Source organism: Streptomyces sp. NBC_00459 (genome assembly GCF_036013955.1).
Classification (GTDB): Bacteria; Actinomycetota; Actinomycetes; order Streptomycetales; family Streptomycetaceae; genus Streptomyces.
Map to the genome: position 1 here is coordinate 7,380,944 of NZ_CP107903.1, position 14,924 is coordinate 7,395,867.

Sequence of the window (14,924 nt, forward strand, 5' to 3'; positions counted from 1 at the left end):
TCGGAAACGGAACCAATTGCTTCGCTACGCGCCGAGAACCCGTCGCAAGTAGTCGTTCTGGAACAGGCGTTCAGGGTCGAGTCGGTCCCGCAGTGCGGTGAACTCCCCGAAGCGCGGGTAGACCCCGGCGAAGTACTCGGCGTCCCGGGTGTGCACCTTGCCCCAGTGCGGCCGTCCCTCGTGCGCCGTGAAGATGCGCTCGGCGGCGGTGAAGTACGCCTGGTAGGGCGTCCCGCGGAACATGTGGACGGCGACGTAGGCACTGTCGCGGCCCGAGGCGGTGGAGAGGGCGATGTCGTCCGCGGGGGCCGTGCGCACCTCCACGGGGAAGCTGATCCGCATGCCCGACCGGTCGACCATCGCCTTGAGTTCGCGCAGCGTCGCCACCAGGGCCTCGCGCGGAACGGCGTACTCCATCTCCACGAAGCGCACCCGGCGCGGTGACGTGTAGACCTTGTACGGGATGTCGGTATAGGTCCGCGCGGACAGGGCCTTGCTGGAGATCTGGGCGATCGCCGGGATCGTGGCGGGCACCGTGCGGCCGACCAACTGGGCCGCCTGGAAGACGCCGTTGGAGAGGAACTCGTCCTCGATCCAGCCGCTGATCCGGCTGACCGGCTTCTCGGGGCCGGCGCTGCGGTTGTTGCGCTTGGTGTTGGTGTTGCCGGTGTGCGGGAACCAGTAGAACTCGAAGTGCTCGTTCTCGGCCCAGAGTTCGTCGAAGGCGGCGGTGACCTTGTCGAAGGTCATCGGCTCCTCGCGGGCGGTGAGCAGAAAGAGGGGCTCCACGGCGAACGTGATCGCGGTGATGATCCCCAGGGCGCCGATGCCGACCCGGGCGGCGGCGAAGACCTCCGGGTTCTCCTTCTCGGAGCAGACGAGCAGGGAACCGTCCGCGGTCACCAGCTCAAGTCCCTTGATCTGGGCGGCTATCGAGCCGGACTCGCGGCCTGTGCCGTGCGTGCCGGTGCTGGTGGCGCCGGAGACCGTCTGCTCCATGATGTCGCCCATGTTCGTGAGCGACAGACCCTCGCGGGCGAGGGCCATGTTGAGTCTCTTGAGCGGAGTGCCCGCCTCGACCGTGACCGTCAGGTTCTCGCGGTCAATATTGCGGATGCCGGTCAACAGTTGAGGGCGGATCAACACCCCGTCTGTGGCGGCGGTCGCCGTGAAGGAGTGTCCGGTGCCCACGGCCTTCACCTTCAGGCCGTCCGCGGCCGCCTGTCGCACGGCGGCGGACAGTTCCTCCACGGAAGCGGGCGTGACCTCCCGGGCGGGCCGGGCGGTGACGTTGCCCGCCCAGTTACGCCACGTGCCGCTCTTGCCGCTCACTGTGCTGTTCAACGGTGCCTCCCCGACACGGAGCCGGCCTGTTCAGCCGGCGATACCCGAGGAAACCGACCGCGACCGCGACGGCCCCGGACGCCACCGGAACCCCGTACCCAGCGCTCGCACCGGCGGCGTCGATCACCCAGCCGGACACGGAGGAGCCGAGCGCGACCCCGACCGCGAGCCCGGTGCTCACCCAGGTCATGCCCTCGGTCAGTTGCGCGCGTGGTACGTGCTGTTCGATGAGGGACATCGTCGTGATCATCGTCGGAGCGATGGACAGACCCGCAACGAACAGCGCCACGGCCAGAGACGGCAAGTTTCCGACCAGTAGGAGGGGGATCATACTCACGGCCGTCGCACATACGCCCAGCAACCACCGCCGTTCCGGGGCTCCCGGCAGGTGCAGCAACCCGAACACGGCTCCTGCCGCGCAGGAGCCCGCCGCGTACAGGGCCAGTACGACGCTCGCGGCACCCTTGTGACCCCGTTCCTCGGCGAAGGCGACGGTGACCACGTCGACGGCCCCGAAGATCGCCCCGGTCGCCGCGAAGGTGACCACGAGAACCTGGAGGCCGGGGGAGCGCAGTGCCGAGCCGCCCCTGTGCTGCGAGAGCGGATGCGGCTTCGGCTCGGTGTCGCGCTGGGACGTCAGCCAGAAGACGCCGACCGCCAGGAAACAGGCCGCGAGCAGCGGTCCCGCCTCCGGGAACCACACCGTCGACAGTCCGATCGAGAGGATCGGCCCGAAGATGAAGCAGACCTCGTCCACCACGGACTCGAAGGAGTACGCGGTGTGCAGTTGCGGGGTGTTCCGGTAGACGGCCGCCCAGCGCGCCCGGGTCATCGCGCCGACGCTCGGTACGCAGCCGATGCCGGCGCTGCACACGAACAGCACCCAGTCCGGCCACCCGAAGTGCGCGGCGAGCAACAGCCCGGCCGAGGCCGACAGGGCGGCGAGCGTCGCGGGACGCAGGACACGGCGCTGCCCGTACCGGTCGACCAGGCGTGAGACCTGGGGGCCCGCCACCGCGGCCGCCAGGGCGATGGTCGCCGAGAGCGCGCCCGCGAGGCCGTAACGGCCGGTGAGCTGGGAGACCATCGTGACCACGCCGATGCCCATCATCGACAGCGGCATCCGGCCGAGGAACCCCGCGGCGGTGAAGCGCCCGGAGCCGGGGGCGGCGAACAGGGCGCGGTAGGGGCTGGGCACGGGAGTCTCCGGTCGATCCGGTAAGAGGGTGGCGAATGCGTGGGTAAGGCGTGAAGGGAGCTGTTACAGCTTACGAGTCAGGTGAACCCAACGCACTCTCGGGGACGGGCCGGGATCTCGTCCGTCAGAGGGGGGTGGCAGGATCGGAGCCATGCCAGATGCGCTCGACGCCACCCCCTACGACGCCCTGCTCCTGCTCTCCTTCGGCGGCCCCGAGGGCCCGGACGACGTGGTTCCGTTCCTGGAGAACGTGACGCGCGGGCGGGGCATCCCCAAGGAACGCCTCAAGGAAGTCGGACAGCACTACTTCCTGTTCGGCGGGGTCAGCCCGATCAACGACCAGAACCGCGCCCTCCTGGACGCCCTGCGCAAGGACTTCGCGGACCACGGTCTGGACCTGCCGGTCTACTGGGGAAACCGCAACTGGGCCCCGTATCTGACCGACACCCTGCGCGAGATGGTCCGGGACGGCAGACGCCGCATCCTCGTCCTCGCCACCAGCGCGTACGCCTCGTACTCGGGCTGCCGCCAGTACCGCGAGAACCTCGCGGACTCCCTGGCCGCACTGGAGGCCGAGGGGCTCGACCTGCCGGAAGTCGACAAGCTGCGGCACTACTTCAACCACCCGGGCTTCCTGGAGCCGATGATCGAGGGCGTGCTCACCTCCCTCGCCGAGCTCCCCGAGGACGTCAGGGCGGGCGCGCACCTCGCCTTCTCGACCCACTCCATCCCGACCGCGTCCGCCGACACCTCCGGGCCGGTGGAGGACCACGGGGACGGCGGGGCGTACGTGAAGCAGCACCTGGACACCGCTCAGCTGATCGCGGACGCGGTGCGCGAGCGGACCGGCGTCGACCACCCCTGGCAACTCGTCTACCAGTCGCGTTCAGGAGCCCCGCACATCCCGTGGCTGGAGCCCGACATCTGCGACCACCTGGAGGAGCGCCACGACGCCGGTGTCCCGGCCGTCGTGATCGCGCCGATCGGGTTCGTGTCGGACCACATGGAGGTCCTGTACGACCTCGACACGGAGGCCAAGGACAAGGCGGCGGAACTGGGCCTGCCCATGCGCCGCTCCGCGACCGTGGGTGCCGACCCGCGCTTCGCCGCCGCGATCCGCGAACTCGTTCTGGAGCGCGCCGCCACCGAGAGCGGCCAGGACATCACGCCGTGCGCCCTGGGCGCGCTCGGCGCGACCCGGAACCTCTGCCCCGTGGGCTGCTGCCCGTCCCGTGCCCCCAGGCCCGCCGCCGCGGGCGCCGACAGCCCGTACGCGTGAGGACCCCTGTGAGCGACCCCCTGCTGCCCGAACTGCTCCGGCTCGCCCAGGAGGCGGCCCGCCGTGCGGGAGAGCTGCTCAGGGACGGACGGCCGGCCGATCTCGCGGTCGCCGCCACCAAGTCCAGCCCCATCGACGTCGTCACGGAGATGGACATCGCGGCGGAGAAGCTGATCACCGACGTGATCTCCGGCCACCGCCCGGACGACGGTTTCCTCGGCGAGGAGGGTGCCTCCAGAGAGGGCGGCACCGGCATCCGCTGGGTCATCGACCCGCTCGACGGCACGGTCAACTACCTCTACGGACTGCCTACCTGGTCGGTCTCCATCGCGGCCGAGCGGGACGGCGAGCGGATCGTCGGGGTGGTCGCGGCGCCGATGCGCGGCGAGACGTTCCACGCGGTGCTCGGCGGGGGAGCATGGGCCACGGGTGCCTGGGAGGGTGAGCGCAGACTCGCTGTCCGCCCGGCCCCGCCCCTGGACCAGGCCCTGGTGTCGACGGGCTTCAACTACGTCGCCGAGGTCAAGGCCCACCAGGCCGAGGTGGCCCGGCGACTGATCCCGCTGCTGCGCGACATCCGGCGCGGCGGTTCGGCGGCGGTCGACCTGTGCGACGTGGCGGCGGGTCGGCTGGACGGCTACTACGAGCGCGGTCTCAACGCCTGGGACGTTGCCGCAGGCGACCTGATCGCCCGAGAGGCGGGCGCGCTGACCGGTGGACGCCCCGGAGAGCGCCCGTCACGCGATCTGACGGTCGCGGGCACCCCGGGCGTCTTCGAACCCCTCCAGCGGCTCCTGGAGGACTTCGGAGCCTGGCACGACTGACCAACGGCACAAGAGGTGAGCCCCGGCACTGGATCGATGCCGGGGCTCCTCTTTTTCTCTCCTACGGACTGAATCAGACGCTGGGCGCGCCGACCTCCACGCCGTGTTCGGCGGCGAGGCGGCGAAGTTCGTCGAGGTCGGCCTCTTCCACCTCGACGAGGAAGTCGTCGCCCTCGTCGCGAGCCCGTGTCAGGTCGGTCTCGGTTGCCCTTATGCGCTGCAGAAGTCCTGCGGTGAATGCGTCCATGCTGCGCCCCCTCGTCCTGGGTCGTGGGTCGATGGCACGGGGGTGTGCCGTTCGGAAGGGGCGATCACGTCTCCAACTGGATGCCCGGCGTTGCCCTGCCGGGCGGCCACGGTGCCGGACACCCACGCCCGCTCCGCGGAAAGCGGTTCGTTGTGCCACTAGGTGTCATGGCACACGCAGAGCGTGATCGCGGGGTGTAAAGCCGTCCTCCCCCCGCTCCCTGCGGAGGAAACCTCGGCCCCTCAAGATTTCTTCCCCCCGCTGTCGGCAGAAGCGGCCCGGCTCGGCCGGGAAACTTCCATGCAGTGATCGTCCGTGGGCCTCTTACAACCGGTTTACGGGCGAAAGCGGCAGGATGGAGGCCTGACCGCAGGAAAAGTTTCCGCCAACGTGCCTTCCCGGCCCGCGGGCGACCCCGAGGAAGGACAAACGACGTGCGCGTACTCGTCGTCGAGGACGAGCAACTGCTCGCCGATGCGGTGGCCACCGGACTGCGCCGGGAGGCCATGGCCGTCGACGTCGTGTACGACGGCGCGGCGGCCCTGGAACGCATCGGCGTCAACGACTACGACGTGGTCGTCCTCGACCGGGACCTCCCGCTGGTCCACGGCGACGACGTCTGCCGCAAGATCGTCGAACTCGGCATGCCCACGCGCGTGCTGATGCTCACGGCTTCCGGAGACGTCAGCGACCGGGTCGAGGGACTGGAGATCGGCGCCGACGACTACCTCCCCAAGCCCTTCGCCTTCAGCGAGCTGACGGCACGCGTGCGTGCCCTCGGCCGGCGTACGAGCCTGCCGCTGCCGCCCGTCCTGGAGCGCGCCGGGATCAAGCTCGACCCGAACCGCCGAGAGGTCTTCCGCGAAGGCAAGGAAGTCCAGCTCGCGCCCAAGGAGTTCGCCGTCCTGGAGGTGCTGCTGCGCAGCGAGGGCGCTGTCGTCTCGGCCGAGCAGCTCCTGGAGAAGGCCTGGGACGAGAACACCGACCCGTTCACCAACGTCGTCCGTGTGACCGTGATGACCCTGCGCCGCAAGCTGGGCGAGCCGCCTGTGATCGTCACCGTGCCGGGTTCCGGCTACCGGATCTGATCTCCGATGGCCACGACACCCGTGCCTCAGCAGGCACCTCCGAAGCCCACCTGGGACCCGAGGAAGCCGCAGCAGCTGCCACTGCCCTGGCTGCGCCCGACCATCCGCATACGCCTCACGCTGCTGTACGGCGGCATGTTCCTGATCGCGGGCATCCTGCTGCTGTCGATCATCTACCTACTGGCCGCCCAGGCCATCCGTGAGGGCAGCGGCAGCCAGTCCTTCCAGATCAACGGCAGTGGCGTCAGCATCACCAGTGACACCTGTCCGGCGCTGAACGTCGCGACCAACGACCAGGAGCGCAGCGCCGCGCTCAAGGCGTGCTACGACGCCCTGCGCCAGCACGCCCTGGACGGCCTGCTCAGCCGTTCACTGCTCACACTGCTGGGTCTCGCGGTGATCGCCTTCGCCTTCGGCTACGCCATGGCCGGCCGGGTCCTGACCCCGCTCGGCCGGATCACCCGAACCGCCCGCGCGGTGGCCGGCTCGGACCTGTCCCGCCGGATCGAGCTGGACGGCCCCGACGACGAGCTGAAGGAGCTGGCGGACACCCTCGACGACATGCTTGAGCGTCTCCAGCGGGCCTTCACCGCCCAGCAGAGGTTCGTCGGCAACGCCTCGCACGAGCTCAGGACGCCGCTGGCGATCAACCGCACGCTCCTGGAGGTGCACCTGTCCGACCCGGGGGCGCCGCCGGAGCTCCAACAACTCGGCAAGACACTGCTGGCCACCAACGAGCGCAGTGAGCAGCTTGTCGAGGGGCTGCTGCTGCTCGCCCGCAGCGACAACCAGATCATCGAGCGCAAACCGGTCGACCTCGCCGAGGTCGCCGAGCAGGCCGTCGACCAGACGCATGCCGAGGCCGAGGCCAAGGGCGTCGAGTTGCGCGGGAAGCGCGATCCCGCGGTCGTCCAGGGCAACGGCGTACTGCTGGAGCGGATCGCGCTGAACCTCGTACAGAACGCCGTGCGGTACAACGTGCCGGAGGACGGCTGGGTCGAGGTGACCACGGCGGTCCAGCACGGCCAGGCGGTGCTGGTCGTCTCGAACACGGGGCCTGTGGTCCCGGCGTACGAGGTGGACAACCTCTTCGAGCCCTTCAGGCGGCTGCGTACGGAGCGTACGGGCAGCGACAAGGGTGTGGGCCTCGGACTGTCGATCGCGCGCTCTGTGGCGCGCGCCCACGGAGGCCACATCTCGGCCGTGCCGCGTGAGGGAGGTGGACTCGTGATGCGAGTGGCCCTGCCGATCTGAGATCATGTCGCCGACACGCGAGGATGTTCGCTTTGCGCGGAATTTCCGGGGTACCCTCCCGGCGACCTCGTGTGTGATCGATCACAAGGGCGAATTTACGGCCATCCACTCTCCGTGATTGTGCAAGTCGTCGTAAGGCCCGGTAGATCCGGGTTTTCGAGGGTCTTGATCACGGGAAGTACACGGTGGGGGCCTTTGAAGTGTGGCATTCGGACCGTGTACGGTCCCGATCGCCATCCATGCCGATCTCTCTCAAGGGGGTCGGTTGGGTGTCGATCGAGTAACAGACCTTGATGTGAGGCAAAATCTCCGCCTCAGGTCGGGCACAAGTCCGGCCTCTCACGCGTTACCTGCGCTGAGACACCGCAGACACCCAGAGGGGGAGAGCGCGACATGGCAACGGATTACGACACCCCACGCAAGACCGACGACGACGTCGACTCGGACAGCCTTGAAGAACTGAAGGCCCGGAGGAACGACAAGTCGACTTCCTCCGTCGACGTCGACGAGTTCGAGGCCGCCGAAGGCCTCGAACTGCCCGGAGCGGACCTCTCGAACGAGGAGTTGGCCGTCCGGGTGCTGCCCAAGCAGCAGGACGAGTTCACCTGCATGACCTGCTTCCTGGTGCACCACCGCAGTCAGCTGGCCCGCGAGAAGAACGGTCAGCCGATCTGCCGCGACTGCGACTGAGGACGGGTCGGCCGTGACTGGCTCGACCCCTCCTTGGAAGCGCCGCTTCCCCACGCGGGGAGCGGACCAGGGGCCGCACGACGGCCCTCACGGTGTGCGTGACGACGAGCGGGGCTCATCCGATACAGGATCGGCCTCGCTCGAACCGGCCGCCAGGCCGGCCGACCACGGGGATGACCTCCCGGTGCCGGCCGAGCCTTCCGCACCCGTCGCCGGGCGACGGGCGGCCACGATCCGGGAGAAGGCAAGGGAAGGCGTCCGCAAGGGCGGCAGCCGCGCGAGGGCAGGCCTGGCGTACCTCACCGACCGGATCATCGAGAACGCCCCGCGTATCCCCGTACGCGACCTCGCCACCCTCCGCCGACAGTTCCCGGGTCTCGGTCCCGAGCAGCTCGCGGACAAGCTCGTCGCGGGCGCCGCGAGCGCCACGGCGACCGTCGGCGCGGGCATCGGGGCGGCGGCGATGCTGCCGGTGCCACCGGCCATGCCGACCGAGCTGGCCGCCGAGATCACAGGCGTGGCCGCGATCGAGCTGAAGATGATCGCCGAGCTGCACGAGGTCTACGGCGTACGCCCGCCCGGCAGCCTGAAACAGCGCAGCACCGCGTACCTCAACTCGTGGTCGGGTGAGCGCGGGATCGACGTGACGAAGCCGTCGACGATCAACTCGGCCCTCGGCGGTCAGATGAAGCGCGAACTGCGCCAGCAGATCATGAAGCGGACGATCCGGGACCTGCCCAACCTGATGCCGTTCATGGTGGGCGCCGCCGTCGGCGCGGTCATGAACCGGCGCGACACCAGAAAGCTCGCGGACCGCATCCGCAAGGACCTGCGCAAGTTCCAGGTCCCCTGGGACCAGCTCCCGGAACTGCCCCCGCTGGAGCCGCTCACGGACGCGCTCAGCCTCGGGGACGGGCCGAAGGAACTCGGGACGTAAGAGCCCTGAAGGGCGCACGCGCCCCTGGACATCAGGTGCGGCGGGCAGGTCTTTGCCCGCCGCCGAGGAAGAATTTGCCTACGCGCGCCGAGCCGCCGCACCGGCGGGTTCAGCCCGCGTCGTGCGCAGCCGCCCGCGCCGACTCCAGTGCCGCCACCAGCTGTTCGGGCTCCCGCGTCGACAGGTACAGGTACGGGGTGGGGTCCTTGGGGTCCGTGACCTGAACGCGCAGCGCCGTGGGGATGTAGGAGCGCAGAAGCATGAAGGCCCGGGTGTCCGCCTTGTAGGTGCGCCAGGCGCGCGCCTCCTCCGCGTCCAGGATCTCCGCCTCGCCCAGGGCCGTCACCGGGATCTTCGCCTCGCCCGCGATCAACGCGTCCCCGACGATCCGGATCCGGATCGATCCGTAGGAACTCGCCGCCACCGCGGCCACCGCGGTGCCGCCCACCAGGCCGCCGAGCAGGGGAAGTGTGCCGAACGGGAGCAGGATCAGGGCGAAGGAGACGCCGACCAGGAACGAGATCAGCCACCAGGAGCGGGGGGCCGTGAGGCGTTCTTCGTACGGGGAGGCGGAAAGCTGCATGGAACCAAGCTTGGCATGGTGTCGGTCGACGGCCGACTCGCGGGTAAGGTCTGCGGCTGTGAGTGGTACTTCCGCAGCTCTGAAGCCCCCTGCCGACGCCGTGGCGCCCGTGCGGCACCCCGACGCGCCCGCGCCCGGCGAGCTCCTCGGTGCCCACTACGAACAGTGTTTCGGATGCGGCGGCGAGCAGGCCCATGGACTGCACCTCGCCGCCCGGGCCGGAGACGGTGTCACCGTCACCGCCGAGTTCACCGTGCGGGAGGCCCACCAGGGCGCTCCCGGCCTCGCGCACGGCGGTGTGCTCGCCAGCGCGCTGGACGAGACGCTCGGCTCGCTGAACTGGCTGCTGCGCACCATCGCCGTGACCGGACGGCTGGAGACCGAGTTCGTCCGGCCCGTGCCCGTCGGCACCCTGCTGTATCTGGAGGCCGAGGTCACGGCGGTGGCCCGGCGCAAGATCTACTCGACCGCCACCGGACGCATCGGTGGCCCCGACGGGCCCGTCGCGGTGCGCGCCGAGGCCCTCTTCATCGAGGTCAAGGTCGAGCACTTCATCGACAACGGCCGCCCGGAGGAGATCCAGGCCGCCATGAGCGACCCGGACCAGGTCCGGCGCGCCCGCGCATTCGAGGTGAACCCGTGAGCCCCGCACCCATGGGCCGTGAGCCGCTGGACGTACTCATCCGCCGCGTCGATCCGGACGTACCGCTTCCGGCGTACGCGCAGCCGGGCGACGCCGGAGCCGACCTGCGGACCACGGAGGGATGCGAACTGGCGCCCGGCGAACGGGCTGTTCTCCCCACCGGGGTGTCTGTCGCCCTCCCGGACGGGTACGCGGCCTTCGTGCACCCTCGTTCGGGCCTCGCGGCCCGGTGCGGTGTCGCTCTGGTGAATGCCCCGGGGACGGTTGATGCCGGGTACCGTGGGGAGATCAAGGTGATCGTGGTGAATCTCGACCCGCACGAACCAGTGCGATTCGAGCGCTTCGACAGGATTGCCCAACTGGTCGTCCAGCAGGTCGAGAAGGTCCGCTTCCGGGAGGTCGCGGAACTTCCCGGCTCGGCGCGGGCCGAGGGGGGCTTCGGGTCCACCGGCGGTCACGCCTCGGTGGGCGGTGCGAGCGGTCACAGCGGTCAGGCCGCAGTAGGCGGCACAACGGGTGGGAATCGATACGCTTCGGTCGTAGCCGACCGGGAAGGACAGTGACGTGTTCGGACGTCGCAAGAAGAAGGGTGCCGCCGAGGACGCGGCCGGCGAGGCCGAGCAGGTCGTCGACAGCGTCGATACCGAGGCGGACGAAGCATCGGGCGGCCGTGCGCGCGTCCGGCTGGAGCCGGAACCGCGTCCCGACGGGCCCTGGGACGACACCGAGGTGCGCGAGCCCGGCGAGGGCCGGGTGGACCTGGGCGGACTGTTCGTGCCCGGGGTCGACGGCATGGAGCTGCGGGTCGAGGTCGCGGGCGACGCGATCGTCGCGGCGACCGTCGTGCTGCGCGACAGTGCCGTGCAGCTCCAGGCCTTCGCCGCGCCCAAGCGCGAGGGCATCTGGGGCGAGGTACGCGAGGAGATCGCCAGCGGCATCACCCAGCAGGGTGGCATCGTCGACGAGGTCGAGGGGCCGCTGGGCTGGGAGCTGCGGGCGCAGGTACCGGTGCAGCTGCCGGACGGCACGGGCGGTTTCCAGGTCGTGCGGTTCGTCGGTGTGGACGGCCCGCGGTGGTTCCTGCGAGGGGTCATCTCCGGGCAGGGCGCCGTGCAGCCGCAGGCCGCCGGCCTCCTGGAGCAGATCTTCCGGGACACGGTCGTCGTCCGTGGTGAGGGGCCGATGGCGCCCCGCGACCCGATCGTCCTGAAGCTGCCGAACGACGCGCAGATGGTGCCCGAGGGCGTCCAGCAGGTCGAGGAGGAGGCGGGTTCCCGCTTCGGCGGCGGCATGGGCCAGCTCCAGCGCGGACCGGAGATCACCGAGGTTCGCTAGCCGCATCGCTTTTCACGGTACGGGCCGTACTCCTCACCGGGGAGTACGGCCCGTGGTCCGTTCGTCGGTGCGTCAGGGTTGCGTCAAAGACCTGCCCCGGACTGCTTCTCGTCCCTTTTGTCGACATTGTTGGACGTAGGGTCGACGCTGCGTGAGCGGCAGGCACGGGAAGACAATGAGGCCATGGGACGCGGCAAGCTTCGGATCTACCTCGGTGCGGCACCGGGCGTCGGCAAGACGTACGCGATGCTGTCCGAGGCGCACCGCCGTGTCGAGCGCGGGACGGACTGTGTGGTGGCCTTCGTGGAGCACCACGGCCGGCCGCGTACGGAGGTGATGCTCCACGGACTGGAGCAGATCCCGCGCAGGGACCTCCCCTACCGCGGGACCGTGTTCACCGAGATGGACGTGGACGCCGTGCTCGCCCGTCGGCCGCAGATCGCCCTGGTGGACGAACTGCCGCACACCAACATTCCCGGCTCGCGCAACACCAAGCGCTGGCAGGACGTGGAGGAGCTGCTGGCCGCGGGTATCGACGTGATATCGACCGTCAACATTCAACATCTTGAGTCGTTGGGTGATGTGGTTGAGTCGATCACTGGTGTACGTCAACAGGAGACAGTCCCCGACGAGGTGGTCCGGCGTGCGGATCAGATCGAGCTGGTCGACATGTCCCCGCAGGCGCTGCGGCGGCGGATGGCCCACGGCAACATCTACAAGTCCGACAAGGTCGACGCGGCTCTCGCCAACTACTTCCGGCCGGGGAACCTGACCGCTCTGCGGGAGCTTGCGCTGCTGTGGGTGGCGGACCGGGTCGACGAGTACCTGACCGAGTACCGCAGCGAGCACCAGGTCTCCAGGATCTGGGGCTCGCGCGAGCGGATCGTCGTCGGACTGACCGGCGGACCCGAGGGCCGCACGCTGATCCGGCGGGCCGCGCGGCTCGCGGAGAAGGGCGCCGGCGGCGAGGTCATGGCCGTCTACGTCGCCCGCAGCGACGGGCTGACCAACGCGTCGCCGAAGGAGCTGGCCGTACAGCGGACACTGGTCGAGGATCTTGGCGGAACGTTTCATCATGTGGTCGGGGACGACGTCCCGGTGGCGCTGCTGGACTTCGCGCGGGGCGTGAACGCCACGCAGATCGTGCTGGGCGTCTCCCGGCGCAAGACCTGGCAGTACGTCTTCGGGCCCGGGGTCGGCGCGACCGTGGCCCGGGACTCGGGGCCCGACCTCGACGTCCATCTGATCACCCACGACGAGGCGGGCAAGGGACGCGGGCTGCCCGTGGCCCGGGGGGCCCGGCTCGGGCGGGCGCGGATCGTGTGGGGCTGGCTGGTCGGCGTGGCCGGTCCGGTGGTCCTCGCGCTGCTGCTGAACGCCGTCGACCTCGGCCTCGCCAACGACATGCTGCTGTTCCTGGCGCTCACGGTGGCGGCGGCCCTGCTCGGCGGCCTCTACCCGGCGCTGGCGTCGGCGGCGGTCGGTTCGATGCTGCTGAACTACTTCTACACGCCGCCGTACCACCGGCTGACCATCGCCGACCCGAAGAACATCGTCGCCCTCGTGATCTTCTTCGGGGTCGCCGTGTCGGTGGCGTCCGTGGTGGACCTGGCCGCCCGGCGCACGCATCAGGCGGCCCGGCTGCGGGCGGAGTCGGAGATCCTCTCCTTCCTCGCGGGCAGCGTCCTGCGCGGCGAGACCAGCCTGGAGGCCCTTCTCGACCGGGTCCGGGAGACCTTCGGGATGGAGTCCGTGGCCCTGCTGGAGCGCGCCTCCGACGTCGATCCCTGGACCTGCGCGGGCAGTGTCGGCACCCGGCAGGCGGTGGAGCGGCCGGAGGACGCCGACGTGGACATGCCGGTCGGCGACCACATGGCGCTCGCACTGTCCGGCCGGGTGCTGCCCGCCTCCGACCAACGCGTGCTGGCCGCGTTCGCCGCCCAGGCGGCCGTCGTGCTGGACCGGCGGCGCCTCCAGTCCCAGGCCGACCAGGCTCGTACCCTCGCCGAGGGCAACCGGATCCGCACGGCGCTGCTCGCCGCCGTCAGCCATGACTTGCGTACGCCGCTGGCCGGGATCAAGGCGGCGGTCTCGTCGCTGCGGTCGGACGACGTGGCGTGGTCCGAGGAGGACCAGGCGGAACTGCTGGCCGGCATCGAGGACGGGGCCGACCGGCTCGACCACCTCGTCGGCAATCTGCTGGACATGTCCCGGCTCCAGACCGGCACCGTCACCCCGCTGATCAGGGAGATCGACCTCGACGAGGTGGTGCCGATGGCCCTGGGCGGCGTACCCGAGGACAGTGTCGAGCTGGACATTCCCGAGACGCTGCCGATGGTCGCCGTCGACCCCGGGCTCCTTGAGCGGTCGGTGGCCAACCTGGTCGAGAACGCCGTCAAGTACAGCCCGGCGGGGGAGACGGTGCTGGTGGCCGCCAGCGCCATCGCCGAGAGGGTGGAGGTGCGGGTGGTGGACCGGGGGCCGGGCGTGCCGGACGAGGCGAAGGACCGCATTTTCGAGCCCTTCCAGCGGTACGGTGACGCTCCGCGCGGGGCCGGGGTGGGGCTGGGGCTCGCGGTGGCCCGGGGGTTCGCCGAGGCGATGGGCGGCACCCTGCGGGCCGAGGACACGCCTGGGGGCGGGCTGAGCATGGTGCTCACGGTGCGGGCGGCGGGGGCAGGGGACGGGTTCTCGCTGCGTGGTGGGACGCGGACGACGGAAGCGGGAACAGAAGTGCCGACAGCGGCGGCAGGGACAGTGGTGGCAGGGACAGCGGCGGCGGAGTCGGAAAGGCAGGTGTCATGACCCGGGTGCTGGTGGTCGAGGACGAGCCGCAGATCGTGCGTGCCCTCGTGATCAACCTCAGGGCACGCAAGTACGAGGTCGACGCGGCCTCCGACGGCGCGACCGCCCTCGAACTCGCCGCCGCCCGCCATCCCGACGTGGTCGTGCTCGACCTGGGACTGCCCGACATGGACGGTGTCGAGGTGATCAAGGGGCTCCGGGGATGGACACGGGTGCCCATCCTGGTGCTGTCGGCCCGTCACTCGTCCGACGAGAAGGTCGAGGCGCTCGACGCGGGAGCCGACGACTACGTGACCAAGCCCTTCGGCATGGACGAACTGCTGGCCCGGCTGCGGGCCGCCGTCCGCCGGGCCGAGCCCACCGGGAGCGGCGAGGACGACGTCATGGTGGAGACCGACGAGTTCACCGTCGACCTGGCGGCGAAAAAGGTCCACCGCGCGGGGCGTGACGTACGGCTGACCCCCACGGAGTGGCATCTGCTGGAGGTGCTCGTGCGCAACACGGGACGGCTGGTCAGCCAGAGACAGCTTCTCCAGGAGGTCTGGGGGCCGTCGTACGGCACGGAGACCAACTATCTGCGCGTCTACATGGCGCAGTTGCGGCGCAAGCTGGAGGCGGATCCCTCGCATCCGAAGCACTTCATCACCGAACCCGGGATGGGATACCGGTTCGAGCGGTAGGACCGTCCTGGGGCCGT

15 protein-coding genes are annotated in these 14,924 nt (G+C 70.1%); 11 read left to right on the forward strand and 4 right to left on the reverse strand.

From position 1 onward, the window contains the following. Nucleotides 1–24 precede the first annotated feature (24 nt). Together OHN74_RS32660 and OHN74_RS32665 are read right to left on the reverse strand one after the other, a co-directional pair. A complete protein-coding gene (locus OHN74_RS32660; protein ID WP_327698150.1) occupies nt 25–1,344 on the reverse strand; it encodes a D-arabinono-1,4-lactone oxidase in 1,320 nt (439 codons plus the stop codon). Beyond that, complete coding sequence (locus OHN74_RS32665) at nt 1,304–2,542, reverse strand: MFS transporter (protein WP_327698151.1); 1,239 nt, start codon at nt 2,540–2,542, stop codon at nt 1,304–1,306. Before OHN74_RS32665 ends, OHN74_RS32660 begins: the two co-directional genes overlap by 41 nt. Nucleotides 2,543–2,693: 151 nt before the next feature. On the opposite strand from OHN74_RS32665, the gene OHN74_RS32670 reads away from it, so the two are divergent. Both OHN74_RS32670 and OHN74_RS32675 read left to right on the forward strand, forming a co-directional pair. Beyond that, nucleotides 2,694–3,821, forward strand: a complete 1,128-nt coding sequence (locus OHN74_RS32670) for a ferrochelatase (protein WP_327698152.1) — start codon at nt 2,694–2,696, stop codon at nt 3,819–3,821. A gap of 8 nt (nt 3,822–3,829) precedes the next feature. Beyond that, a complete protein-coding gene (locus tag OHN74_RS32675) occupies nt 3,830–4,645 on the forward strand; it encodes an inositol monophosphatase family protein (RefSeq protein ID WP_327698153.1) in 816 nt (271 codons plus the stop codon). A gap of 73 nt (nt 4,646–4,718) precedes the next feature. On the opposite strand, the gene OHN74_RS32680 is transcribed toward OHN74_RS32675, so the two are convergent. After that, nucleotides 4,719–4,892: a hypothetical protein gene (locus OHN74_RS32680; protein ID WP_327698154.1), complete on the reverse strand. Its 174-nt coding sequence runs from the start codon at nt 4,890–4,892 to the stop codon at nt 4,719–4,721. Nucleotides 4,893–5,326: 434 nt separating this feature from the next. Here OHN74_RS32680 and OHN74_RS32685 point away from each other — a divergent pair, with 434 nt between their 5' ends. From OHN74_RS32685 to OHN74_RS32700, 4 genes are all read left to right on the forward strand, one after another. Next, entirely contained in the window at nt 5,327–5,980 is a 654-nt protein-coding gene (locus OHN74_RS32685; RefSeq protein ID WP_189147587.1) for a response regulator transcription factor, read from the forward strand. Between the two features lie 6 nt (nt 5,981–5,986). Beyond that, nucleotides 5,987–7,234 carry a sensor histidine kinase gene (locus OHN74_RS32690; protein ID WP_327698155.1) on the forward strand — a complete coding sequence of 416 codons (1,248 nt, stop codon included), beginning with the start codon at nt 5,987–5,989 and terminating at the stop codon, nt 7,232–7,234. Between the two features lie 393 nt (nt 7,235–7,627). Beyond that, on the forward strand, nt 7,628–7,924 hold the full coding sequence (locus tag OHN74_RS32695) for a DUF4193 domain-containing protein (RefSeq protein ID WP_006380512.1): 297 nt from the start codon (nt 7,628–7,630) through the stop codon (nt 7,922–7,924). Nucleotides 7,925–7,937: 13 nt separating this feature from the next. Beyond that, nucleotides 7,938–8,861, forward strand: a complete 924-nt coding sequence (locus OHN74_RS32700) for a hypothetical protein (protein WP_327698156.1) — start codon at nt 7,938–7,940, stop codon at nt 8,859–8,861. A 109-nt stretch (nt 8,862–8,970) separates the two neighbouring features. On the opposite strand, the gene OHN74_RS32705 is transcribed toward OHN74_RS32700, so the two are convergent. Further along, nucleotides 8,971–9,444, reverse strand: a complete 474-nt coding sequence (locus tag OHN74_RS32705) for a DUF3093 domain-containing protein (protein ID WP_327698157.1) — start codon at nt 9,442–9,444, stop codon at nt 8,971–8,973. Nucleotides 9,445–9,502: 58 nt separating this feature from the next. On the opposite strand from OHN74_RS32705, the gene OHN74_RS32710 reads away from it, so the two are divergent. The 5 genes from OHN74_RS32710 (at nt 9,503) to OHN74_RS32730 (ending at nt 14,907) form a co-directional block, all read left to right on the forward strand. Then, on the forward strand, nt 9,503–10,087 hold the full coding sequence (locus OHN74_RS32710) for a PaaI family thioesterase (protein ID WP_164318455.1): 585 nt from the start codon (nt 9,503–9,505) through the stop codon (nt 10,085–10,087). Nucleotides 10,088–10,098: 11 nt separating this feature from the next. Continuing rightward, nucleotides 10,099–10,650, forward strand: coding sequence for a dUTP diphosphatase (gene dut / locus OHN74_RS32715; protein WP_189147722.1), 552 nt, complete (start codon nt 10,099–10,101; stop codon nt 10,648–10,650). Nucleotide 10,651: 1 nt separating this feature from the next. Beyond that, nucleotides 10,652–11,422 (forward strand): DUF3710 domain-containing protein, encoded by a 771-nt coding sequence (locus tag OHN74_RS32720; RefSeq protein ID WP_327698158.1) that lies wholly within the window; start codon nt 10,652–10,654, stop codon nt 11,420–11,422. A gap of 183 nt (nt 11,423–11,605) precedes the next feature. Next, nucleotides 11,606–14,227 (forward strand): sensor histidine kinase, encoded by a 2,622-nt coding sequence (locus tag OHN74_RS32725; protein WP_327698159.1) that lies wholly within the window; start codon nt 11,606–11,608, stop codon nt 14,225–14,227. Next, nucleotides 14,224–14,907 (forward strand): response regulator, encoded by a 684-nt coding sequence (locus OHN74_RS32730; RefSeq protein ID WP_327698160.1) that lies wholly within the window; start codon nt 14,224–14,226, stop codon nt 14,905–14,907. The genes OHN74_RS32725 and OHN74_RS32730 overlap by 4 nt, the downstream gene beginning before the upstream one ends. The last annotated feature ends 17 nt before the right edge of the window (nt 14,908–14,924 follow it).

What these genes read in the sequence shown, in the direction of transcription:
- OHN74_RS32725 (WP_327698159.1), top strand. Translation starts at nt 11,606, where the DNA reads ATGGGACGCGGCAAGCTTCGGATCTACCTCGGTGCGGCACCGGGCGTC.
- OHN74_RS32680 (WP_327698154.1), bottom strand. Translation starts at nt 4,892, where the DNA reads ATGGACGCATTCACCGCAGGACTTCTGCAGCGCATAAGGGCAACCGAG.
- OHN74_RS32670 (WP_327698152.1), top strand. Translation starts at nt 2,694, where the DNA reads ATGCCAGATGCGCTCGACGCCACCCCCTACGACGCCCTGCTCCTGCTC.
- dut (WP_189147722.1), top strand. Translation starts at nt 10,099, where the DNA reads ATGGGCCGTGAGCCGCTGGACGTACTCATCCGCCGCGTCGATCCGGAC.
- OHN74_RS32730 (WP_327698160.1), top strand. Translation starts at nt 14,224, where the DNA reads ATGACCCGGGTGCTGGTGGTCGAGGACGAGCCGCAGATCGTGCGTGCC.
- OHN74_RS32690 (WP_327698155.1), top strand. Translation starts at nt 5,987, where the DNA reads ATGGCCACGACACCCGTGCCTCAGCAGGCACCTCCGAAGCCCACCTGG.
- OHN74_RS32705 (WP_327698157.1), bottom strand. Translation starts at nt 9,444, where the DNA reads ATGCAGCTTTCCGCCTCCCCGTACGAAGAACGCCTCACGGCCCCCCGC.
- OHN74_RS32695 (WP_006380512.1), top strand. Translation starts at nt 7,628, where the DNA reads ATGGCAACGGATTACGACACCCCACGCAAGACCGACGACGACGTCGAC.